General features: G+C 54.8%; 19 protein-coding genes, 1 pseudogene and 1 riboswitch. Of the genes and pseudogenes, 10 read left to right on the plus strand and 10 right to left on the minus strand.

Annotated features, from left to right (window positions below):
- From tuf to rpoC, 9 genes and pseudogenes are all read left to right on the plus strand, one after another.
- Window positions 1–227 (plus strand): annotated as a pseudogene (gene tuf / locus F3J31_RS22750) (elongation factor Tu); the annotation flags it as partial.
- Between the two features lie 229 nt (window positions 228–456).
- Window positions 457–840, plus strand: a complete 384-nt coding sequence (gene secE, locus F3J31_RS22755) for a preprotein translocase subunit SecE (protein ID WP_003862342.1) — start codon at window positions 457–459, stop codon at window positions 838–840.
- A gap of 1 nt (window position 841) precedes the next feature.
- On the plus strand, window positions 842–1,387 hold the full coding sequence (nusG, locus tag F3J31_RS22760; protein WP_003862341.1) for a transcription termination/antitermination protein NusG: 546 nt from the start codon (window positions 842–844) through the stop codon (window positions 1,385–1,387).
- A gap of 155 nt (window positions 1,388–1,542) precedes the next feature.
- Window positions 1,543–1,971 carry a 50S ribosomal protein L11 gene (gene rplK / locus F3J31_RS22765; RefSeq protein WP_008503452.1) on the plus strand — a complete coding sequence of 143 codons (429 nt, stop codon included), beginning with the start codon at window positions 1,543–1,545 and terminating at the stop codon, window positions 1,969–1,971.
- Window positions 1,972–1,974: 3 nt separating this feature from the next.
- Window positions 1,975–2,679 (plus strand): 50S ribosomal protein L1, encoded by a 705-nt coding sequence (gene rplA / locus F3J31_RS22770; protein ID WP_006810530.1) that lies wholly within the window; start codon window positions 1,975–1,977, stop codon window positions 2,677–2,679.
- A 291-nt stretch (window positions 2,680–2,970) separates the two neighbouring features.
- Window positions 2,971–3,468 (plus strand): 50S ribosomal protein L10, encoded by a 498-nt coding sequence (rplJ, locus tag F3J31_RS22775; protein WP_003862338.1) that lies wholly within the window; start codon window positions 2,971–2,973, stop codon window positions 3,466–3,468.
- Window positions 3,469–3,534: 66 nt separating this feature from the next.
- Window positions 3,535–3,900: a 50S ribosomal protein L7/L12 gene (gene rplL / locus F3J31_RS22780; RefSeq protein ID WP_002445276.1), complete on the plus strand. Its 366-nt coding sequence runs from the start codon at window positions 3,535–3,537 to the stop codon at window positions 3,898–3,900.
- Window positions 3,901–4,219: 319 nt separating this feature from the next.
- Window positions 4,220–8,248: a DNA-directed RNA polymerase subunit beta gene (gene rpoB / locus F3J31_RS22785; RefSeq protein WP_045909524.1), complete on the plus strand. Its 4,029-nt coding sequence runs from the start codon at window positions 4,220–4,222 to the stop codon at window positions 8,246–8,248.
- A 76-nt stretch (window positions 8,249–8,324) separates the two neighbouring features.
- Window positions 8,325–12,548, plus strand: coding sequence for a DNA-directed RNA polymerase subunit beta' (rpoC, locus tag F3J31_RS22790; RefSeq protein ID WP_045909523.1), 4,224 nt, complete (start codon window positions 8,325–8,327; stop codon window positions 12,546–12,548).
- Between the two features lie 57 nt (window positions 12,549–12,605).
- Here the strand turns inward: rpoC and F3J31_RS22795 are convergent, their stop codons facing one another.
- From F3J31_RS22795 to F3J31_RS22840, 10 genes are all read right to left on the minus strand, one after another.
- A complete protein-coding gene (locus tag F3J31_RS22795) occupies window positions 12,606–12,923 on the minus strand; it encodes a PTS lactose/cellobiose transporter subunit IIA (RefSeq protein WP_008503455.1) in 318 nt (105 codons plus the stop codon).
- Complete coding sequence (locus F3J31_RS22800) at window positions 12,923–13,231, minus strand: PTS sugar transporter subunit IIB (protein ID WP_008503456.1); 309 nt, start codon at window positions 13,229–13,231, stop codon at window positions 12,923–12,925. Before F3J31_RS22800 ends, F3J31_RS22795 begins: the two co-directional genes overlap by 1 nt.
- A 180-nt stretch (window positions 13,232–13,411) precedes the next feature.
- Window positions 13,412–14,953 (minus strand): sensor domain-containing diguanylate cyclase, encoded by a 1,542-nt coding sequence (locus F3J31_RS22805; protein WP_045909522.1) that lies wholly within the window; start codon window positions 14,951–14,953, stop codon window positions 13,412–13,414.
- 336 nt (window positions 14,954–15,289) lie between these two features.
- Window positions 15,290–16,417, minus strand: coding sequence for a 2-iminoacetate synthase ThiH (thiH, locus tag F3J31_RS22810; protein ID WP_069720479.1), 1,128 nt, complete (start codon window positions 16,415–16,417; stop codon window positions 15,290–15,292).
- Window positions 16,414–17,184, minus strand: coding sequence for a thiazole synthase (thiG, locus tag F3J31_RS22815; protein WP_063622995.1), 771 nt, complete (start codon window positions 17,182–17,184; stop codon window positions 16,414–16,416). The genes thiH and thiG overlap by 4 nt, the downstream gene beginning before the upstream one ends.
- Window position 17,185: 1 nt before the next feature.
- Entirely contained in the window at window positions 17,186–17,386 is a 201-nt protein-coding gene (thiS, locus tag F3J31_RS22820; RefSeq protein ID WP_032644502.1) for a sulfur carrier protein ThiS, read from the minus strand.
- Window positions 17,370–18,125 carry a HesA/MoeB/ThiF family protein gene (locus tag F3J31_RS22825; protein WP_045909519.1) on the minus strand — a complete coding sequence of 252 codons (756 nt, stop codon included), beginning with the start codon at window positions 18,123–18,125 and terminating at the stop codon, window positions 17,370–17,372. Before F3J31_RS22825 ends, thiS begins: the two co-directional genes overlap by 17 nt.
- Window positions 18,118–18,753, minus strand: coding sequence for a thiamine phosphate synthase (gene thiE, locus F3J31_RS22830; protein ID WP_126535173.1), 636 nt, complete (start codon window positions 18,751–18,753; stop codon window positions 18,118–18,120). Before thiE ends, F3J31_RS22825 begins: the two co-directional genes overlap by 8 nt.
- Window positions 18,753–20,648: a phosphomethylpyrimidine synthase ThiC gene (thiC, locus tag F3J31_RS22835; protein WP_167215686.1), complete on the minus strand. Its 1,896-nt coding sequence runs from the start codon at window positions 20,646–20,648 to the stop codon at window positions 18,753–18,755. Before thiC ends, thiE begins: the two co-directional genes overlap by 1 nt.
- 79 nt (window positions 20,649–20,727) lie before the next feature.
- Window positions 20,728–20,836: riboswitch (TPP riboswitch) on the minus strand.
- A 54-nt stretch (window positions 20,837–20,890) separates the two neighbouring features.
- A complete protein-coding gene (locus F3J31_RS22840) occupies window positions 20,891–21,376 on the minus strand; it encodes an Rsd/AlgQ family anti-sigma factor (protein WP_045909516.1) in 486 nt (161 codons plus the stop codon).
- Between the two features lie 95 nt (window positions 21,377–21,471).
- Here F3J31_RS22840 and nudC point away from each other — a divergent pair, with 95 nt between their 5' ends.
- Window positions 21,472–22,245, plus strand: a complete 774-nt coding sequence (gene nudC, locus F3J31_RS22845) for an NAD(+) diphosphatase (RefSeq protein WP_045909515.1) — start codon at window positions 21,472–21,474, stop codon at window positions 22,243–22,245.
- The last annotated feature ends 32 nt before the right edge of the window (window positions 22,246–22,277 follow it).

Genomic DNA, 22,277 nt, shown 5'->3' on the forward strand with positions numbered 1-22,277 from the left:
ATACTCCGTTCTTCAAAGGCTACCGTCCACAGTTCTACTTCCGTACTACTGACGTGACCGGTACCATCGAACTGCCAGAAGGCGTTGAGATGGTAATGCCAGGCGACAACATCAAGATGGTTGTGACGCTGATCCACCCAATCGCGATGGACGACGGTCTGCGTTTCGCAATCCGTGAAGGTGGCCGTACCGTTGGCGCGGGCGTGGTTGCTAAAGTTCTCGGCTAATTGCTGATAACATTTGACGCAATGCGCAATAAAAGGGCATCATTTGATGCCCTTTTTGCACGCTTTCACGTCAGAACCTGGCTCATCAGTGATTATTTTTGTCATAATCATTGCTGAGACAGGCTCTGCAGAGAGCGTATAATTCGAAAAGCGAATTAGCATTTCGATTTGGTTTGCCTCGCAATCGCGGGGTGAAAATGTTTGTAGAATACTTCTGACAGGTTGGTTTATGAGTGCGAATACCGAAGCTCAAGGGAGCGGGCGCGGCCTGGAAGCGATGAAATGGGTAGTAGTAGCCGTTCTGCTGATCGTAGCGATTGTCGGCAACTACCTTTATCGTGACATGATGCTGCCGCTACGCGCGCTTGCAGTGGTAATTCTGATTGCTGCAGCGGGTGGTGTCGCGCTGTTGACGACGAAAGGCAAAGCGACTGTCGCTTTTGCTCGCGAAGCGCGTACCGAAGTCCGTAAGGTAATTTGGCCGACTCGCCAGGAAACATTGCACACCACGCTGATCGTAGCGGCGGTTACCGCTGTAATGTCACTGATCCTGTGGGGACTGGATGGTATTCTGGTTCGCCTGGTATCCTTTATCACTGGCCTGAGGTTCTGAGATGTCTGAAGCCCCTAAAAAGCGCTGGTACGTCGTTCAGGCGTTTTCCGGTTTTGAAGGCCGCGTAGCAACGTCGCTGCGTGAGCATATCAAATTACACAACATGGAAGAGTTATTTGGCGAAGTTATGGTTCCGACCGAAGAAGTGGTCGAGATCCGTGGCGGCCAGCGTCGCAAAAGCGAACGCAAATTCTTCCCGGGTTACGTGCTGGTTCAGATGGTGATGAACGACGCGAGCTGGCACCTGGTGCGCAGCGTACCGCGCGTGATGGGCTTTATCGGCGGCACGTCTGACCGTCCGGCGCCAATCAGCGACAAAGAAGTTGATGCGATTATGAACCGCCTGCAGCAGGTTGGTGATAAGCCGCGTCCGAAAACGCTGTTTGAACCGGGTGAAATGGTGCGTGTTAATGACGGTCCGTTTGCTGACTTTAACGGCGTCGTTGAAGAAGTGGACTACGAGAAGTCCCGCCTGAAAGTTTCTGTATCTATCTTCGGTCGTGCGACCCCGGTAGAACTGGACTTTGCTCAGGTCGAAAAAGCCTAAGCAGCGATCAAAAAAGCGACGATTTAATCGTTGCACAGGGCGCGAGATTGGAATACAATTTCGCGCCTTTTGTTTTTATGGGCCCGGCCCGTAAAACGAATTTTATTCACGGGGAGCCTCACTGAGGCGCTATTACCCAATCAGAGGATTTTAGAATGGCTAAGAAAGTACAAGCCTACGTCAAGCTGCAGGTTGCAGCTGGTATGGCGAACCCAAGTCCACCAGTTGGTCCAGCTCTGGGTCAGCAGGGTGTGAACATCATGGAATTCTGTAAAGCGTTCAACGCAAAAACTGAATCCCTGGAAAAAGGTCTGCCAATCCCAGTCGTAATCACTGTTTACGCTGACCGTTCTTTCACTTTCGTTACCAAAACCCCTCCAGCAGCAGTTCTGCTGAAGAAAGCGGCTGGTATCAAGTCTGGTTCCGGTAAACCGAACAAAGACAAAGTGGGTAAAATTTCCCGCGCTCAGCTGCAGGAAATCGCGCAGACCAAAGCTGCCGACATGACTGGTGCCGACATTGAAGCGATGACTCGCTCAATCGAAGGTACTGCACGTTCCATGGGCCTGGTAGTGGAGGACTAAGAAATGGCTAAACTGACCAAGCGCATGTCCGTGATCCGTGACAAAGTTGATGCGACCAAACAGTACGACATCAACGAAGCTATCGCTCTGCTGAAAGAACTGGCAACTGCTAAGTTCGTTGAAAGCGTTGACGTTGCCGTTAACCTGGGCATCGACGCGCGTAAATCTGATCAGAACGTTCGTGGCGCAACTGTACTGCCACACGGTACTGGCCGTTCCGTACGTGTAGCTGTATTTGCTCAGGGTGCAAACGCTGAAGCTGCTAAAGCTGCCGGCGCTGAACTGGTAGGTATGGAAGATCTGGCTGATCAGATCAAGAAAGGCGAAATGAACTTTGACGTTGTTATTGCTTCTCCGGATGCAATGCGCGTTGTAGGCCAGCTGGGCCAGGTTCTGGGTCCACGCGGCCTGATGCCAAACCCGAAAGTGGGTACTGTAACGCCTAACGTTGCTGAAGCGGTTAAGAACGCTAAAGCAGGTCAGGTTCGTTATCGTAACGACAAAAACGGCATCATCCACACCACCATCGGTAAAGTGGACTTTGACGCTGACAAACTGAAAGAAAACCTGGAAGCTCTGCTGGTTGCGCTGAAAAAAGCAAAACCAACTCAGGCGAAAGGCGTGTACATCAAGAAAGTTAGCATCTCCACCACCATGGGTGCAGGTGTTGCAGTTGACCAGGCTGGCCTGAGCGCTGCTGCAAACTAATGCCTTTACGTGGGCGGTGATTTTGTCTACAATCTTACCCCCACGTTTGCTAACAAAAGTTAGCGGCTAAAAGATTTGTTCGTTGGAGCCTGGCCTAATCCAGGCCTCCGTCGAAGACCGCAGGTGTTTCGCAAGAGACTTAATCCCCTGCGTAGACGGTGACAGAACGCTAAGATTATTTTTGGATACTCTGGCTTGTTTCTGCTCACCGTATTAAGACGCTCTTTCCGTTGGGAAGAGTGAAGTGAGTTCCGGAACATGAGTTCCGGCAAACATCCAGGAGCAAAGCTAATGGCTTTAAATCTTCAAGACAAACAAGCGATTGTTGCTGAAGTCAGCGAAGTAGCCAAAGGCGCGCTGTCTGCAGTAGTTGCGGATTCCCGTGGCGTTACTGTAGACAAAATGACTGAACTGCGTAAAGCAGGTCGTGAAGCTGGCGTATACATGCGTGTTGTTCGTAACACCCTGCTGCGCCGCGTAGTTGAAGGTACTCAGTTCGAGTGCCTGAAAGACACGTTTGTTGGTCCGACCCTGATTGCATACTCTATGGAACACCCGGGCGCTGCTGCTCGTCTGTTCAAAGAGTTCGCGAAAGCGAATGCAAAATTTGAGGTCAAAGCTGCAGCCTTTGAAGGTGAGTTGATCCCGGCATCGCAAATCGATCGCCTGGCAACCCTGCCGACCTACGAAGAAGCAATTGCACGCCTGATGGCAACCATGAAAGAAGCTGCGGCTGGCAAACTGGTTCGCACTCTGGCTGCTGTACGCGATGCGAAAGAAGCTGCTTAATCGCAGTTATCTTTATAAAGCATTTGCTTACGTATAAACTTATTCTGATTTTCAGGAACAATTTAAATGTCTATCACTAAAGATCAAATCATTGAAGCAGTAGCAGCTATGTCCGTAATGGACGTTGTAGAGCTGGTTTCTGCAATGGAAGAAAAATTCGGTGTTTCTGCTGCTGCTGCTGTAGCTGTAGCTGCGGGCCCGGCTGAAGCTGCTGAAGAAAAAACTGAATTCGACGTAATTCTGAAAGCTGCTGGCGCGAACAAAGTTGCTGTTATCAAAGCAGTACGTGGCGCAACTGGCCTGGGTCTGAAAGAAGCTAAAGACCTGGTAGAATCTGCTCCAGCTGCGCTGAAAGAAGGCGTGAGCAAAGACGACGCAGAAGCACTGAAAAAATCTCTGGAAGAAGCTGGCGCTGAAGTTGAAGTTAAATAAGCCAACTTTTCTGGTTGCAGCCTAAGTCATTAGGCTGATGGCTGGTGACTTTTTAGTCACCAGCCTTTTTGCGCTGTAAGGCATCAGTAGCATTTCACACTGTTTGACTGCTGATTGTCCTGACAATGCATGTTTCTATCGACGACTTAATATATTGCGACAGGGTGCTCGCTCTGTGTAAATCGCGACGAAATGATTTAAGCGTGATAGCAACAGGTATTGCGGAAAGTATTCAATTTTCCGGTCCACAAAATGGTGTTGCACAAACTGTCCCTTCGTCGGACAGATGGGTCGACTTGTCAGCGAGCTGAGGAACCCTATGGTTTACTCCTATACCGAGAAAAAACGTATTCGTAAGGATTTTGGTAAACGTCCACAAGTTCTGGACATTCCATATCTCCTTTCTATCCAGCTTGACTCGTTCCAGAAGTTTATCGAGCAAGATCCTGAAGGGCAGTACGGTCTGGAAGCAGCCTTCCGCTCCGTGTTCCCGATTCAGAGCTACAGCGGTAACTCCGAGCTGCAGTACGTCAGCTACCGCCTTGGCGAACCGGTGTTTGACGTTCAGGAATGTCAGATCCGTGGCGTGACCTATTCCGCACCGCTGCGCGTAAAACTGCGTCTGGTGATCTACGAGCGCGAAGCGCCGGAAGGCACCGTAAAAGACATTAAAGAACAAGAAGTCTACATGGGTGAAATTCCACTCATGACTGACAACGGTACTTTCGTTATCAACGGTACTGAGCGTGTTATCGTTTCCCAGCTGCATCGTAGCCCGGGCGTCTTCTTCGACAGCGATAAAGGTAAAACACACTCTTCCGGTAAAGTACTGTATAACGCACGCATCATTCCTTACCGTGGTTCCTGGCTGGACTTCGAGTTCGATCCAAAAGACAACCTGTTTGTCCGTATCGACCGTCGTCGTAAACTGCCTGCAACCATCATTCTGCGTGCACTGAACTATACCACTGAGCAGATCCTGGACCTGTTCTTTGAGAAAGTGATCTTTGAAATCCGCGACAACAAGCTGCAGATGGAGCTGGTGCCGGAACGTCTGCGTGGTGAGACCGCGTCGTTCGACATCGAAGCCGACGGCAAAGTGTATGTGGAAAAAGGTCGCCGTATCACCGCGCGCCACATCCGCCAGCTGGAAAAAGATGATATCAAACACATCGAAGTTCCGGTTGAATACATTGCAGGAAAAGTAGCCGCGAAAGATTACGTTGATGAATCAACTGGCGAGCTGATCTGCCCGGCGAACATGGAGCTGAGCCTGGATCTGCTGGCTAAGCTGAGTCAGGCTGGCCACAAACGTATCGAAACGCTGTTCACCAACGATCTGGACCACGGTCCGTACATCTCTGAGACTGTACGCGTCGACCCAACGACCGATCGTCTGAGTGCGCTGGTTGAAATCTACCGCATGATGCGTCCTGGTGAGCCACCAACTCGCGAAGCGGCGGAAAGCCTGTTCGAGAATCTGTTCTTCTCCGAAGACCGCTACGATCTGTCTGCGGTTGGTCGTATGAAGTTCAACCGTTCTCTGCTGCGCGACGAAATTGAAGGTTCCGGTATCCTGAGCAAAGACGACATCATCGAAGTGATGAAGAAGCTCATCGATATCCGTAACGGTAAAGGCGAAGTGGACGATATCGACCACCTCGGCAACCGTCGTATCCGTTCCGTCGGTGAAATGGCGGAAAACCAGTTCCGCGTTGGCCTGGTGCGTGTAGAGCGTGCGGTGAAAGAGCGTCTGTCTCTGGGCGATCTGGATACCCTGATGCCTCAGGATATGATCAACGCCAAGCCGATTTCTGCAGCAGTGAAAGAGTTCTTTGGTTCCAGCCAGCTGTCTCAGTTCATGGACCAGAACAACCCGCTGTCTGAGATTACGCACAAACGTCGTATCTCTGCACTCGGCCCAGGCGGTCTGACCCGTGAACGTGCAGGCTTTGAAGTTCGAGACGTACACCCGACGCACTACGGTCGCGTATGTCCAATCGAAACGCCTGAAGGTCCAAACATCGGTCTGATCAACTCCCTGTCCGTGTACGCACAGACGAACGAATACGGTTTCCTTGAGACGCCGTACCGTAAAGTGACTGACGGTGTTGTAACCGACGAAATTCACTACCTGTCTGCTATCGAAGAAGGCAACTACGTTATCGCTCAGGCGAACTCCAACCTGGATGACGAAGGCCACTTTGTAGAAGATCTGGTGACCTGCCGTAGCAAAGGCGAATCCAGCTTGTTCAGCCGCGACCAGGTTGACTACATGGACGTATCCACCCAGCAGGTGGTATCCGTCGGTGCGTCCCTGATCCCGTTCCTGGAACACGATGACGCCAACCGTGCATTGATGGGTGCGAACATGCAACGTCAGGCCGTTCCAACTCTGCGCGCTGATAAGCCGCTGGTTGGTACCGGTATGGAACGTGCTGTTGCCGTTGACTCCGGTGTTACTGCAGTTGCTAAGCGTGGCGGTACCGTTCAGTACGTCGACGCATCCCGTATCGTTATCAAAGTTAACGAAGACGAGATGTATCCGGGCGAAGCAGGTATCGACATTTATAACCTGACCAAATACACCCGTTCTAACCAGAACACCTGTATCAACCAGATGCCTTGCGTATCTCTGGGTGAGCCAGTTGAGCGCGGCGACGTGCTGGCAGACGGTCCGTCCACCGACCTCGGTGAACTGGCGCTCGGTCAGAACATGCGCGTAGCGTTCATGCCGTGGAACGGTTACAACTTCGAAGACTCCATCCTCGTCTCCGAGCGTGTGGTTCAGGAAGATCGTTTCACCACCATCCACATTCAGGAACTGGCATGTGTGTCCCGTGACACCAAGCTGGGGCCTGAAGAGATCACCGCTGACATCCCTAACGTGGGTGAAGCTGCGCTCTCCAAACTGGATGAATCCGGTATCGTTTACATCGGTGCGGAAGTGACCGGCGGCGACATTCTGGTAGGTAAGGTTACGCCTAAAGGTGAAACCCAGCTGACGCCAGAAGAGAAACTGCTGCGTGCCATCTTCGGTGAGAAAGCGTCTGACGTTAAAGACTCTTCTCTGCGCGTACCAAACGGTGTTTCCGGTACGGTTATCGACGTTCAGGTCTTCACTCGTGACGGCGTTGAGAAAGATAAGCGTGCGCTGGAAATCGAAGAGATGCAGCTCAAACAGGCTAAGAAAGACCTGTCTGAAGAACTGCAGATCCTCGAAGCGGGTCTGTTCAGCCGTATCTATGCGGTGCTGGTTGCCGGTGGCGTTGAAGCTGAGAAGCTCGACAAACTGCCACGCGATCGCTGGCTGGAACTGGGCCTGACCGACGAAGAGAAACAAAATCAGCTGGAACAGCTGGCTGAGCAGTATGACGAACTGAAACACGAGTTCGAGAAAAAACTCGAAGCGAAACGCCGCAAAATCACTCAGGGCGACGATCTGGCACCAGGCGTGCTGAAGATTGTTAAGGTGTATCTGGCTGTTAAACGTCAGATCCAGCCTGGTGATAAGATGGCAGGTCGTCACGGTAACAAGGGTGTTATCTCTAAGATCAACCCGATCGAAGATATGCCGCACGATGCTAACGGTACGCCGGTAGATATCGTACTGAACCCACTGGGCGTACCGTCTCGTATGAACATTGGTCAGATCCTGGAAACTCACCTGGGTATGGCTGCGAAAGGCATCGGCGACAAGATTAACGCCATGCTGAAACAGCAGCAGGAAGTCGCGAAACTGCGCGAATTCATCCAGCGTGCCTACGATCTGGGTACCGACGTGCGTCAGAAAGTCGACCTGAACACCTTCAGCGATGAAGAAGTGCTGCGTCTGGCAGAAAACCTGCGCAAAGGTATGCCAATTGCAACGCCGGTATTCGACGGTGCAAAAGAAGCTGAAATTAAAGAGCTGCTGCAACTGGGTGGTCTGCCAACGTCTGGTCAGATTACGCTGTTTGACGGCCGTACCGGTGAACAGTTCGAACGTCCGGTAACCGTAGGTTACATGTACATGCTGAAACTGAACCACCTGGTCGACGACAAGATGCACGCTCGTTCTACCGGTTCTTACAGCCTGGTTACTCAGCAGCCGCTGGGTGGTAAGGCACAGTTCGGTGGTCAGCGCTTCGGGGAGATGGAAGTGTGGGCGCTGGAAGCATACGGCGCGGCATACACCCTGCAGGAAATGCTCACCGTTAAGTCTGATGACGTGAACGGTCGTACCAAGATGTATAAAAACATCGTGGACGGCAACCATCAGATGGAACCGGGCATGCCAGAATCCTTCAACGTACTGTTGAAAGAGATTCGTTCGCTGGGTATCAACATCGAACTGGAAGACGAGTAATTCTCGCTCAAACAGGTCACTGGTGCCGGGTTAATCCCCGGCACCGGATTGTGCTAACTCCGACGGGAGCAAATCCGTGAAAGATTTATTAAAGTTTCTGAAAGCGCAGACTAAAACCGAAGAGTTTGATGCGATCAAAATTGCTCTGGCTTCGCCAGACATGATCCGTTCATGGTCTTTCGGTGAAGTTAAAAAGCCGGAAACCATCAACTACCGTACGTTCAAACCTGAGCGTGACGGCCTTTTCTGTGCGCGTATTTTCGGGCCAGTAAAAGATTACGAGTGCCTGTGCGGTAAGTACAAGCGCCTGAAACACCGTGGTGTGATCTGTGAGAAGTGCGGCGTTGAAGTGACCCAGACCAAAGTACGCCGTGAGCGTATGGGCCACATCGAGCTGGCGTCTCCGACTGCTCACATCTGGTTCCTGAAATCACTGCCGTCCCGTATCGGTCTGCTGCTGGATATGCCGCTGCGTGATATCGAACGTGTTCTGTACTTCGAATCTTATGTGGTTATCGAAGGCGGGATGACGAACCTGGAACGTCATCAGATCCTGACTGAAGAGCAGTATCTGGACGCGCTGGAAGAGTTCGGTGACGAATTCGACGCGAAGATGGGTGCGGAAGCTATTCAGGCCCTGCTGAAGAGCATGGATCTGGAGCAAGAGTGCGAGCAGCTGCGTGAAGAGCTGAACGAAACCAACTCCGAAACCAAGCGTAAAAAGCTGACCAAGCGTATCAAACTGCTGGAAGCGTTCGTTCAGTCTGGTAACAAGCCAGAGTGGATGATCCTGACCGTTCTGCCGGTTCTGCCGCCAGATCTGCGTCCACTGGTTCCGCTGGATGGTGGTCGTTTCGCAACGTCCGATCTGAACGATCTGTATCGTCGCGTGATCAACCGTAACAACCGTCTGAAACGTCTGCTGGATCTGGCTGCGCCGGACATCATCGTACGCAACGAAAAACGTATGCTGCAGGAAGCGGTAGATGCCCTGCTGGATAACGGTCGTCGTGGTCGTGCGATCACCGGTTCTAACAAACGTCCTCTGAAATCTTTGGCCGACATGATCAAAGGTAAACAGGGTCGTTTCCGTCAGAACCTGCTCGGTAAGCGTGTTGACTACTCCGGTCGTTCTGTAATCACCGTAGGTCCATACCTGCGTCTGCATCAGTGCGGTCTGCCGAAGAAAATGGCACTGGAGCTGTTCAAACCATTCATCTACGGCAAGCTGGAACTGCGTGGCCTGGCCACCACCATCAAAGCCGCGAAGAAAATGGTTGAGCGTGAAGAAGCTGTCGTTTGGGATATCCTGGACGAAGTGATCCGCGAACACCCGGTACTGCTGAACCGTGCACCAACCCTGCACCGTCTGGGTATCCAGGCATTTGAGCCGGTCCTGATCGAAGGTAAAGCTATTCAGCTGCACCCGCTGGTTTGTGCGGCATATAACGCCGACTTCGATGGTGACCAGATGGCTGTTCACGTACCGCTGACGCTGGAAGCCCAGCTCGAAGCGCGTGCGCTGATGATGTCTACCAACAACATCCTGTCTCCAGCGAACGGTGAGCCAATCATTGTTCCTTCTCAGGACGTTGTACTGGGTCTGTACTACATGACCCGTGACTGTGTTAACGCCAAAGGCGAAGGCATGGTGCTGACTGGTCCGAAAGAAGCTGAGCGTATTTATCGCGCTGGCCTGGCCTCTCTGCATGCGCGCGTTAAAGTGCGTATCACCGAATACGAAAAAGATGCAAACGGCGAATTCGTTGCGAAAACCAGCCTGAAAGACACGACCGTTGGCCGTGCCATTCTGTGGATGATCGTACCGAAAGGTCTGCCTTTCTCCATCGTCAACCAGGCGCTGGGCAAGAAAGCGATCTCCAAAATGCTGAACACCTGTTACCGCATTCTGGGTCTGAAGCCGACCGTTATCTTCGCTGACCAGACAATGTACACCGGCTTTGCGTATGCAGCGCGTTCAGGTGCATCTGTTGGTATCGATGACATGGTCATCCCAGAGAAGAAACACGAGATCATCTCTGAAGCGGAAGCTGAAGTTGCTGAGATCCAGGAGCAGTTCCAGTCTGGTCTGGTTACCGCGGGCGAACGCTATAACAAAGTTATCGATATCTGGGCCGCGGCGAACGATCGTGTATCCAAAGCGATGATGGATAACCTGCAGACCGAAACCGTGATTAACCGTGACGGCGTAGAAGAGCAGCAGGTTTCCTTCAACAGCATCTACATGATGGCCGACTCCGGTGCGCGTGGTTCTGCAGCACAGATTCGTCAGCTGGCAGGTATGCGTGGTCTGATGGCGAAGCCAGATGGCTCCATCATCGAAACGCCAATCACCGCGAACTTCCGTGAAGGTCTGAACGTACTCCAGTACTTCATCTCCACGCACGGTGCGCGTAAAGGTCTGGCGGATACCGCACTGAAAACAGCGAACTCCGGTTATCTGACGCGTCGTCTGGTTGACGTTGCGCAGGACCTGGTTGTGACCGAAGACGATTGTGGCACCCTCGAAGGTATCACCATGACCCCGGTTATCGAGGGTGGTGATGTTAAAGAGCCACTGCGCGATCGCGTTCTGGGTCGTGTAACCGCGGAAGACATTCTGAAGCCGGGTACGGCAGACATTCTGGTTCCACGCAACACGCTGCTGCATGAGCACTGGTGTGACCTGCTGGAAGCGAACTCTGTTGACTCCGTGAAAGTCCGTTCCGTTGTATCCTGTGACACCGACTTTGGTGTATGTGCACACTGCTACGGTCGTGACCTGGCGCGTGGCCACATCATCAACAAAGGTGAAGCCATCGGCGTTATCGCGGCACAGTCCATCGGTGAGCCGGGTACACAGCTGACGATGCGTACGTTCCACATCGGTGGTGCGGCATCTCGTGCGGCTGCTGAATCCAGCATCCAGGTGAAAAACAAAGGTAGCATCAAGCTCAGCAACGCGAAGTCGGTTGTGAACTCCAGCGGTAAACTGGTTATCACTTCCCGTAACACCGAGCTGAAGCTGATCGACGAATTCGGTCGTACCAAAGAGAGCTATAAAGTGCCTTACGGTGCGGTTATGGCGAAAGGTGATGGCGAGCAGGTTGCCGGCGGTGAAACCGTTGCAAACTGGGATCCACACACCATGCCGGTTATCACCGAAGTAAGTGGTTTCATCCGCTTCACTGACATGATTGACGGCCAGACCATTACTCGTCAGACCGACGAGCTGACCGGTCTGTCTTCTCTGGTGGTTCTGGATTCTGCTGAACGTACTACCGGTGGTAAAGATCTGCGTCCTGCACTGAAAATCGTTGATGCTCAGGGTAACGACGTTCTGATCCCAGGTACCGATATGCCTGCGCAGTACTTCCTGCCGGGTAAAGCGATTGTACAGCTGGAAGATGGCGTACAGATCAGCTCTGGTGACACCCTGGCGCGTATTCCTCAGGAATCCGGCGGTACCAAGGACATCACCGGTGGTCTGCCACGCGTTGCGGACCTGTTCGAAGCGCGTCGTCCGAAAGAGCCTGCAATCCTGGCTGAAATCAGCGGTATCATCTCCTTCGGTAAAGAGACCAAAGGTAAACGCCGTCTGGTTATCACACCAGTAGATGGCAGCGAACCGTACGAAGAGATGATTCCTAAGTGGCGTCAGCTCAACGTGTTCGAAGGTGAACGTGTAGAACGTGGTGACGTGGTTTCCGATGGTCCAGAAGCACCGCACGACATTCTGCGTCTTCGTGGCGTACACGCGGTAACGCGTTACATCACCAACGAAGTACAGGACGTTTACCGTCTGCAGGGCGTTAAGATTAACGATAAGCACATTGAAGTTATCGTTCGTCAGATGCTGCGTAAAGCAACCATCGAAAACGCGGGCAGCTCCGAGTTCCTGGAAGGCGAGCAGGTTGAATACTCACGCGTCAAGATCGCTAACCGCGAACTGGAAGCGAACGGCAAAATCGGTGCGACCTTCTCGCGCGATCTGCTGGGTATCACCAAAGCGTCTCTGGCAACCGAGTCCTTCATCTCTGCAGCATCGTTCCAGGAAACGACTCGTGTCCTGACCGAAGCCGCTGTTGCAGGTAAACGTGATGAACTGCGCGGTCTGAAAGAGAACGTTATCGTGGGTCGTCTGATCCCGGCTGGTACCGGTTATGCGTACCATCAGGATCGTATGCGTCGTCGTGCTGCGGGCGAACTGCCAGCTGCACCGCAGGTGACTGCTGAAGATGCATCCGCGAGCCTGGCAGAACTGCTGAACGCAGGTCTGGGTGGTTCCGACAACGAGTAATCGTTGAGCCGCTAATAAAAAACCCGCCTCGGCGGGTTTTTTTACATCTGCATATTTTTAATTCACCAACGGGATCCGGCGATAAAGCTCAATCATATCGCCCGCCAGGTCCTGAATGACCATGGCGTTCATCAGGTGATCCTGAGAATGGACGGTGATCAGGTTAACCGGAAGCTTCCCGGTCCCCTCATCAAGACCAATAAGCTGCGTCTGTATGGTGTGCGCATGCTTCACATATTCACGCGACTCTTCCATCGCTTTTTCAGCTTCGTCAAACTCACCTTTACGCGCCATCTGCAACGCCGTCAGGGCCGCACTGCGCGCTGCGCCTGCGTTAACAAGCAGTTCCATAATCGTGGTTTCTAAGTCTTCCATTATGACTCCAGAAGTTTGAGCGCTTTATCCAGTACGGCATCACCTTTCATCATGCCGTAATCCATCATGTCGATCACCGCGACCTTTTTACCTAACGGGTCGGCCTGTGCCTGTAATTTAGCCTGCTCGTATTTAACCTGTGGCCCCAGTAATACGATGTCGGCCGTCGCGATGTTGTCTTTAAACTCCGCAACCGGAACGGCTTTAATGGTGACTTCAACCCCTTTTTTCTGCGCGGCGTCTTTCATACGTTGAACCAGCATGCTGGTTGACATTCCCGCTGCACAGCATAAAACGATGTTCTTCATAATCAGCCTCGATCTACATGTGTTTATTGATAATTATCCCGTGCAGACCGCTTCAACAACCGCTTTACCGCGATTGTGTGTCAGGCATCACAAAGAAACAGGCGATTTTCTGAAACCGGTTACAATTTTACACTGACGGGTACCCGGCCCGTTGAAACGGGCAGGGTGAAGGAGAGAGGATTAGCTGATGGATGTGCGAACGATGCGGTTTTTTCCCTGCTGTTTGGCGCTGTAGAGGGCGTTATCAACGCTTCCGACGAATTGCTCCAGCGGTTCAAAATGCCACTCCCCAAGACCACCGCTGAACGTAACGCGCAGGTTTTCTTCCCGCCAGACGCGATTTTCAACGGCGGTACGCCATGCTTCGAGCAAGGAGAGCGCGGAAGACATCTGTTCAGCCTGGAAGATGACCGCGAACTCTTCTCCACCATAACGGTAAACCGAAACATGATGTGGCTGCATAATCTGGATCCCTTCCCGAGCCACGTTGCGTAGAACGATATCACCGGTCAGGTGACCCAGCGTGTCGTTAATTGACTTGAAGTTATCGATATCCACCAGCGCCATCGCGAAAGGCTGCTGGGTATTCAGCAGCTCTGCGACATCGCTGTCGAACGCGCGGCGGTTTTTACAGCCTGTCAGCGCATCGTGGGTGGCCTGGCGCACATACGCCATTTCGCGCTCTTTATTGGACTGAATCGTGTGGCTCAGCATCGCTTCCAGGCGCGGCGCCTCGCTGACATCGCCGGTTTTGATGGCATTGATAATGTGCATCAACACGCTACGCGAGGCGTGGCGGAGGTATAAGCCGAAAAGGATGATGATGATGGCCGCCAGCGCAAACCCCCAGCCAACGATCGTCGTTTCGTGGCGGGTAATATCGGTGAGCGTGGCGCCGGATACCCGGTAGATGACAAACCAGTCCGGGTTGGTAAACGAGTAGTAGTAATACCAGGCGTTGCTTTTCTTGTCGTAAAGATGACCTTCGCCGCTGGTCATTTTGTCCATCAGCGCTTCGCTCACGTACTGCTTGAAGAGCGCGCCGGTATCCGGATGCAGCACCACGGCACCATCGCGTTCGACGACGAAGAATTCCCCCTGAACGGGCGCCACCATCTGACGCAGGGTGAAGCCCATTGAGGTCAAATCGAGATGGAAAGCGAGCGTTCCCTTCAGCCTTCCTTCAGGCGATATCAAAGGCTTATAAAGCGTCACCGTCGGATGGCCGGTGAAGTAGTCCATGTAAGGACGGGTATAGTGGCTGAAGATGCTGGCTTCCGCCTGAGCGACAAACCACGGTCGCGTCCGGGGATCGAAGGTTTTACTCGTCTCCGTGGGGAGCACTTCCGGTGCGCGGAGATAATGCCCTTGCGTGTCCGCCAGCGAGATGGAGGAGACGGTCGGCATCAGGTTCTGCAGATGCATCATCATCTGCAGTCCCTGCGTCGGATTGACGTTGAGCGTCTCGTTTAGCCTGTCGTCGCGCGCAAAGTACATCGCGGAACGGCCCAGGATATAGTCGTTTTCACGCAGGATAGATTCGGTGTAGTTCACCGCCAGGTTGTGCGTGAAGTTGCTATTGATCTTATGATAATCCTCAAGAAAATCCTTCCGTTGCGAAAGCGTCACCGCGATCGCGATCACCGCAAAACTGCAGAGGATCCCCGCGAAGCTGAGCATAATGGGCCGGGTAAAAGAGAGCTTTTTGCTGTGAAGTGCCATGAGCTGTACATCGTTCCTGATGGTGAATACTTTTCGTCTGCCGATATCCTCTCAGCATAGTCGCTGTCCTGCGGTTAGCGGTGAATTATACGGCACACGATTTCTGACGGGATGATTTATCTTAAGAACCATTAAGAAAATACTTATTAAACTGGCAGGGACCGTTTGTGTAATGCACCAGAGGCAGGGCGAAACGAGGAAGAAGCTTTTCGCCCTGGTCAGCATCCGTTGCTGACCGTGTGACAATAAAAAACCGGACGATCGCTGACAATCCTCCGGTTTTGCCTTTTCGTTGCGCCTCGACAATTTTTTAACGTGTTGCAGTGTGTTTCAATGTCACTGCGAGGCTCTTCCCAGCCAGCTGTCCCAGTCTTTCCAGACAGGCTGCAGACCCTGCGCTGTCAGGGCGGCAGCGACCGCTTCCGGACGTCGGCCATCATGCGGTACAAACTGTTCCAGCTCCGGACGATCGTCGGCGTAGCCGCCTGGCTGCGTTTTGGAAAATGCACTGACGTTGTTAATCGCAAGCGGGATGACGCGATCGCGAAACGCCGGGGACTCGCGCGTTGAGAGCGATAATTCCACTTCCGGGGCGAGCAGGCGAAACGCGCAGATGGTCTGCACCAGCTGGCGTTCATCCATCAGAGAAGCCGGTTCAATTCCTCCCGCGCAGGGACGAAGGCGCGGGAAGGAGATGGAATAACGGCTCTGCCAGTAGCGCTGTTGAAGCCACAGCAGATGTTCCGCCACCATGTAACAATCCACCCGCCAGCTGTCGGAGAGCCCGATCAGCGCACCCAGACCGATTTTGTCGATGCCGGCGCGACCCAGCCTGTCGGGCGTTTCCAGGCGGAAAAAGAAATCCTGTTTCTTGCCTTTCAGGTGGTGCCGGGCGTACGTCGCCTCATGGTAGGTTTCCTGATAGACCATAACGCCGTCCAGCCCGAGCGTTTTGAGCTCCGCGTACTCCTCCTGCGACAGAGGCTGCACTTCCATCTGCAACGACGCAAACTGACGGCGAATGGCGGGAAGGTGTTGACGGAAATAGTCCATTCCCACCTTCCCCTGATGCTCGCCCGTGACCAGCAGAAGGTGTTCAAAGCCCATTTCACGGATGGCTGCACACTCACGGGCAATCTCACCCTCATCAAGGGTTTTTCGCCTGATGCGATTGCTCATGGAAAAGCCGCAGTAGGTGCAGTCATTGGCGCACAGGTTGGAGAGATAGAGTGGCACGTAGAAGCTCACCGTGTTGCCAAAACGCTGGCGGGTGAGCTGCTGCGCTCGCTGAGCCATCGGTTCGAGGTACGCGCTGGCCGCCGGGGAGAGCAGGGCCATCAGATCCTCGCGGGTCAGCTGACGGGCATGCAGCGCGCGCTCCACGTCTGCCGCCGTTTTGCTGTTAATGCGCAGGGCAATGTCGTCCCAGTTAAGCTGTCGCCAGCGCTCGGTAAACGTGCTCATGAGATCGCCTCCAGAAAACCGGTCAGCGGGCTGGTGGCCTGCGCCTGGAAACTGCGCGAGCCGGGGCCGGATCCCCTTGCCAGCAGGCCGGCCTCCACGGCCAGGCGGAATGCCCGCGCCATCATGACCGGATCGTCGGCAACCGCGATAGCCGTATTGACCAGCACCGCGTCAGCCCCCATTTCCAGCGCCTGCGCGGCATGGCTGGGCACGCCAATGCCCGCATCCACCACCACCGGTACGGTAGCCTGCTCAATAATGATTTCCAGCATCGCGCGGGTCTCCAGCCCCTGGTTGGAGCCAATGGGGGCCCCCAGCGGCATGACGGCGGCGCAGCCGACCTCTTCTAGACGTTTGCACAGCACCGGGTCGGCCCCGCAGTAAGGCAGAACGGTAAATCCTTGCTGAACCAGCTTTTCAGCCGCTTTCAGCGTTTCAATCGGATCGGGCAGCAGCCAGCGGGCATCCGGATGGATTTCCAGCTTCAGCCAGCCGGTGCCGAGCGCTTCACGCGCCAGCTGTGCGGCAAAAATCGCCTCTTCGGCGGTTTTCGCTCCGGAGGTGTTGGGCAGCAGCGTCACGCCTGCTTCCAGCAACGGAGCCAGAATGGCATCGCTGTGATGGCGCAGATCCACGCGCTTGAGCGCCAGCGTCACCAGCTGGCTGCCGCTTTCACGAATGGCATCCACCATCAGCTGCGGCGAGGCGAATTTTCCGGTTCCGGTAAACAGATGCGAATCAAAAACCTTATCGGCAATACGTAACATCTCAGCCCCCTGCGATAACCTGAAACAGCAGGATCTGGTCGCCTTCATTGACCTGCTGATGTTCCCACTGCTCGCGCGGCAGGATCTGTTGATTGAGCGCCAGCGCCGTTCCCGGCTTGAGCTGACGCAGCTTGTCGAGCAGTGCGGCAACGGTAAGCCCGTCGTCGCATCTCATCGGCTCATCGTTAAACAGAATGCGCATCGCGGCCTCCACATACCGGGCAGCGGCTGGCGCGGCGTAACGCCAGCTGGCGCCAGCCGCTGGAGCGGGCATCAAACAGCCGCAGCGTATTGCGTTCCGTCTCCATGCCGCTGAGCAGCTTGATAGCCTCCAGCGCCTGCATGGTGCCCATCACGCCGACCACCGGACCCAGAATACCCGCCGTACGGCAGTTGCGCGTCGGCTCGGCATCGTCCGGCCACAGGCAGCGATAGCAGCCCTGCGTCCACGGTGGCGTCAGAACCATCATTTGCCCGCCGAACCCCACCGCGCTGGCGGTGATAAGCGGCGTATGATTTGCCACGCAGGCGGCGTTGATCGCCTGGCGCGTCGCCATGTTGTCGGTACAGTCCAGCACCACGTCGGCAAGGGCGACTTCACGGTGCAGGCTTTCACCGCTAAGACGCTCCTGTAAGGCAATCAGCTCGATATCCGGGTTAAGCTGGTTCAGCCGCTGCCGGGTGATTTTCGCTTTCGGCTGGTTGATATCGTCGGTAGTAAAGAGGATTTGCCGCTGCAGATTGCTGAGGTGGACCTCATCGTCGTCGGCCAGCACCAGCGTGCCGATACCCGCACCTGCCAGATAGAGCGCGGCGGGTGCACCTAATCCCCCCAGGCCAACAATCAGCACCCGGCTGGCGAGCAGTTTTTGCTGGCCGTCGATTGCGATATCCTCCAGCAGGATCTGACGGCTGTAGCGCATAAAGTCGCGATCATTCATCACCGGCTCCTGCCAGCTGTAAAAGCTGTTCGGTGGCGGACCGCCAGTCTGCCGCCTGGGTGATGGCGCTGACGACGGCGATGCTGCCGACGCCGGTCTCCAGCACCGCCGGGGCACGTTCAAGACTGATTCCGCCGATGGCGACGGTGGGGTAATCGGCAAGGCGTTTAACGTGACTCGCCAGCTGCATCAGACCCTGCGGTGCGGAGGGCATCTGCTTGGTTTGCGTCGGGAAGACGTGACCGAGCGCGATGTAAGAGGGACGGGCCGCCAGGGCCACGTCGATCTCCATGTCATCGTGCGTTGACACGCCAAGACGCAGCCCGGCTTCACGGATTGCGCTCAGATCCGTTGTTTCCAGGTCCTCCTGACCCAGATGCACGCCGTACGCCCGGTGCTTAACGGCCAGCCGCCAGTAGTCGTTGATAAACAGGCGGGCGTTATACCGACGCCCCAGCGCAATGGCGGCAACCACATCGGCTTCCACCTCGTCATCGCGCTTATCCTTGATGCGCAGCTGGAGGGTGCGAACGCCTGCCTCCAGCAGTCGCGCTATCCACGCCACGCTGTCCACCACCGGATAGAGCCCTAAACGGTAGGGGACGGGTGGGAAATCGGGCTGGTACATTACGCCTCCTCTTTTTTGAGGTAGATTTCGCCGCCTTTGGCGCGGAAGGTTTCAGACATGTCCGCCATACCCACTTCAATGGTTTGCGTGGCGGCGTAGTCGCGCACTTCCTGGCTGATTTTCATCGAGCAGAATTTTGGTCCGCACATGGAGCAGAAGTGCGCGACTTTGCCCGATTCCTGCGGCAGGGTTTCGTCGTGGTAGGCGCGGGCGGTGAACGGGTCCAGCGCCAGGTTGAACTGATCTTCCCAGCGGAATTCAAAGCGCGCCTTCGACATGGCGTTATCGCGGATTTGCGCGCCCGGGTGGCCTTTGGCCAGATCCGCCGCGTGGGCGGCAATTTTGTAGGTAATCAGCCCCTGCTTCACGTCCTCTTTGTTTGGCAGGCCGAGGTGCTCTTTCGGCGTCACGTAGCAGAGCATGGCGCAGCCGAACCAGCCGATCATCGCCGCGCCAATGCCTGACGTGAAGTGGTCGTAGCCCGGCGCAATATCGGTGGTTAACGGTCCCAGGGTGTAGAACGGCGCTTCGTGGCAGTGCTCCAGCTCCTCGGTCATGTTGCGGCGGATCATCTGCATCGGCACGTGTCCCGGGCCTTCAATCATCACCTGCACGTCATACTCCCAGGCGATTTTGGTCAGTTCGCCCAGCGTGTGCAGCTCGGCAAACTGCGCTTCGTCGTTGGCGTCACGGATGGAGCCCGGGCGCAGGCCGTCGCCCAGCGAGAGGGAGACGTCATAAGCGGCGCAGATTTCGCAGATCTCGCGGAAGTGTTCGTAGAGGAAGTTTTCCTGGTGATGGGAGAGGCACCACTTCGCCATGATCGAACCGCCGCGCGAGACGATACCGGTCAGACGCTTCGCGGTCATCGGCACGTAGCGCAGCAGCACGCCCGCGTGAATGGTGAAGTAGTCGACGCCCTGCTCGGCCTGCTCCAGCAGCGTGTCGCGGAACGCTTCCCAGGTCAGATCTTCGGCAATGCCGTTGACCTTCTCCAGCGCCTGATAAATCGGGACGGTGCCAATCGGAACCGGGCTGTTACGCAGGATCCACTCGCGGGTTTCGTGAATATAGCGGCCGGTGGAGAGATCCATTACCGTGTCCGCACCCCAGCGCGTTGACCAGACCAGCTTTTCAACCTCTTCTTCGATGGAGGAGGTGACGGCCGAGTTACCGATATTAGCGTTGACCTTCACCAGGAAGTTGCGGCCAATAATCATCGGCTCGGATTCCGGGTGGTTAATGTTGGCGGGGATAATCGCGCGCCCGGCGGCCACTTCGTCACGCACAAATTCCGGCGTGATGTTCTCTGGCAGGCGCGCGCCAAAGCCCTCTCCCGGATGCTGGTAGCGCAGCACTTCGCTGCGGATACGCTCGCGGCCCATGTTCTCGCGGATGGCGATGAACTCCATCTCCGGCGTGACGATCCCCTGGCGGGCGTAGTGCAGCTGGGTCACGCATTTGCCCGCTTTGGCACGTTTTGGCGTCAGCAGGCCGGTAAAGCGCAGACCGTCCAGACCGTCGTCGGCCAGGCGTTCTTTGGTGTACGCAGAACTGCGTACGCTGAGTTCTTCGCAGTCGTTACGCGCCTCTATCCACGGCTGGCGCAGCTTTGCCAGACCCTGCTGAACGTTGATCGTAACAGAGGGATCGCCGTACGGGCCGGAGGTGTCATACACCGGTACGGCTTCGTTGTCTTCATACTGCGGATTCTCTTTGCTGCCGCCGATAAGCGTCGGGCTGAGCTGGATTTCGCGCATCGGGACGCGGATATCGGCCTGCGAGCCGGAAATGTAGATGCGTTTCGAGTTCGGGAAAGCCGTGCCTTCCAGGGTGTCGATGAAGTATTGGGCCTGTGCGCGCTGTTCGCGGCGGGTCAGTTTTGCAGTAGACATAGCTCATTCCAAAAGTGAAGGACATGGCTTGTCAGACGACGGATGAAGCAAGAGAGGATCGCCCGGGGGGCGATACAACAGCAGTGTGACTCTTGTTCCCTTCGCAGGTATTAACCTGATCAGGTTCCGCGGATCCCGAATTAACGGTCTCAGCCCGGCTTTCGCTCTGGGCACTCCGACAAGAAAAATCCCCCTCGTGAGAGGGGCGAATGGTTGTAAATTACTCGTTAACGATTAAGAACTCAAGCCGGGCGCGCGACGTTATCTTCGGGACTGGCATCCAGGACGAGGCTAATCAGCCTATCTTCCAGCGTGAATCGCTCCTCCAGCGCTTCACCGAGGTCGGATAATGCCCGCTGAAACTCAAGGTAGTTATCGTGATCGATGGCATTCTCGAGCGTGGAATCATAGTAATCCATGATCTGCTGGGTGTTGGCCTCCAGCAGCGGATAGAGTTTGCTGGCCGCTAAATACGGCGTTGTCCCTTCCATTTCGCGGATAATGCGTTCATAAATATTGAAATGGCCGTCGGACAGATAGTCGACCAGGCCCTGACAAAAATCATCCAGCGCTTTTTCGTTCAGCCGCATAAACGATTCTTTGCCAGGCTTAATGCCGACCAGATTGTAATAAGCCACGAGTAGATGCTTGCGCACATGAAGCCAGCGATCCACCAGTTTGTTACTTCCTCTAACGCGCTCAGTCAGGCTTTCTAGCTGGTTTAACATGGTCGACTCCGCAAAGTGTAGGATTGAATCTGCTTATCCAGAATGTAACCACAATGCTAACAACATGTCAGTGAAGCGAAGGTAGTGCAATAGATATGGATCGTATTATTGAAAAATCAGATCTGGGTTGGTGGATCGTCAGCCACGAACAAAAATTATGGTTGCCCGGTGGAGAACTGCCCTACGGTGCGGCGGAAACGTTCGATCTCGTGGGCCAGCCAGCGCTAAAGATCGGCGAGTGGCAGGGTGAGCCCGTGTGGTTGATCCAGCAAGCGCGTCGTCAGGATATGGGATCCGTTCGCCAGGTGTTGGATCTGGACGTGGGCCTGTTCCAGCTGGCGGGGCGCGGCGTGCAGCTGGCGGAGTTTTACCGCTCGCATAAATACTGCGGCTATTGCGGTCATACCATGCGTCCGAGCAAAACCGAGTGGGCGATGCTCTGCAGCCACTGCCGCGAGCGCTACTATCCGCAGATTGCGCCGTGCATCATCGTCGCTATCCGCCGGGATGATTCTATTTTGCTGGCGCAGCATACCCGCCATCGCAACGGCGTTCACACCGTGCTGGCCGGCTTCGTCGAGGTGGGCGAAACGCTGGAGCAGGCGGTGGCGCGCGAGGTGATGGAGGAGAGCGGGATCAAAGTGAAGAATCTGCGCTACGTCACCTCCCAGCCGTGGCCGTTCCCGCAGTCGCTGATGACGGCCTTTATGGCCGAATACGACAGTGGCGAGATCGTTATCGATCAGAAAGAGCTGCTGGACGCGAACTGGTATCGCTACGACGATTTACCGCTGTTACCACCGCCGGGCACCGTGGCGCGCCGGCTGATAGAAGATACCGTAGCGATGTGTCGGGCCGAGTATGAGTAGTGTTACACTGAGGCCATGACGCTTAAGGAACT

Origin of the sequence: Enterobacter sp. Acro-832 (assembly GCF_011752745.1) — a bacterium.
Classification (GTDB): Bacteria; Pseudomonadota; Gammaproteobacteria; order Enterobacterales; family Enterobacteriaceae; genus Enterobacter; species Enterobacter quasiroggenkampii.

What these genes read in the sequence shown, in the direction of transcription:
- secE (WP_003862342.1), top strand. Translation starts at nt 457, where the DNA reads ATGAGTGCGAATACCGAAGCTCAAGGGAGCGGGCGCGGCCTGGAAGCG.
- nusG (WP_003862341.1), top strand. Translation starts at nt 842, where the DNA reads ATGTCTGAAGCCCCTAAAAAGCGCTGGTACGTCGTTCAGGCGTTTTCC.
- rplK (WP_008503452.1), top strand. Translation starts at nt 1,543, where the DNA reads ATGGCTAAGAAAGTACAAGCCTACGTCAAGCTGCAGGTTGCAGCTGGT.
- rplA (WP_006810530.1), top strand. Translation starts at nt 1,975, where the DNA reads ATGGCTAAACTGACCAAGCGCATGTCCGTGATCCGTGACAAAGTTGAT.
- rplJ (WP_003862338.1), top strand. Translation starts at nt 2,971, where the DNA reads ATGGCTTTAAATCTTCAAGACAAACAAGCGATTGTTGCTGAAGTCAGC.
- rplL (WP_002445276.1), top strand. Translation starts at nt 3,535, where the DNA reads ATGTCTATCACTAAAGATCAAATCATTGAAGCAGTAGCAGCTATGTCC.
- rpoB (WP_045909524.1), top strand. Translation starts at nt 4,220, where the DNA reads ATGGTTTACTCCTATACCGAGAAAAAACGTATTCGTAAGGATTTTGGT.
- F3J31_RS22795 (WP_008503455.1), bottom strand. Translation starts at nt 12,923, where the DNA reads ATGGAAGACTTAGAAACCACGATTATGGAACTGCTTGTTAACGCAGGC.
- F3J31_RS22800 (WP_008503456.1), bottom strand. Translation starts at nt 13,231, where the DNA reads ATGAAGAACATCGTTTTATGCTGTGCAGCGGGAATGTCAACCAGCATG.
- F3J31_RS22805 (WP_045909522.1), bottom strand. Translation starts at nt 14,953, where the DNA reads ATGGCACTTCACAGCAAAAAGCTCTCTTTTACCCGGCCCATTATGCTC.
- thiH (WP_069720479.1), bottom strand. Translation starts at nt 16,417, where the DNA reads ATGAGCACGTTTACCGAGCGCTGGCGACAGCTTAACTGGGACGACATT.
- thiG (WP_063622995.1), bottom strand. Translation starts at nt 17,184, where the DNA reads ATGTTACGTATTGCCGATAAGGTTTTTGATTCGCATCTGTTTACCGGA.
- thiS (WP_032644502.1), bottom strand. Translation starts at nt 17,386, where the DNA reads ATGCGCATTCTGTTTAACGATGAGCCGATGAGATGCGACGACGGGCTT.
- F3J31_RS22825 (WP_045909519.1), bottom strand. Translation starts at nt 18,125, where the DNA reads ATGAATGATCGCGACTTTATGCGCTACAGCCGTCAGATCCTGCTGGAG.
- thiE (WP_126535173.1), bottom strand. Translation starts at nt 18,753, where the DNA reads ATGTACCAGCCCGATTTCCCACCCGTCCCCTACCGTTTAGGGCTCTAT.
- thiC (WP_167215686.1), bottom strand. Translation starts at nt 20,648, where the DNA reads ATGTCTACTGCAAAACTGACCCGCCGCGAACAGCGCGCACAGGCCCAA.
- F3J31_RS22840 (WP_045909516.1), bottom strand. Translation starts at nt 21,376, where the DNA reads ATGTTAAACCAGCTAGAAAGCCTGACTGAGCGCGTTAGAGGAAGTAAC.
- nudC (WP_045909515.1), top strand. Translation starts at nt 21,472, where the DNA reads ATGGATCGTATTATTGAAAAATCAGATCTGGGTTGGTGGATCGTCAGC.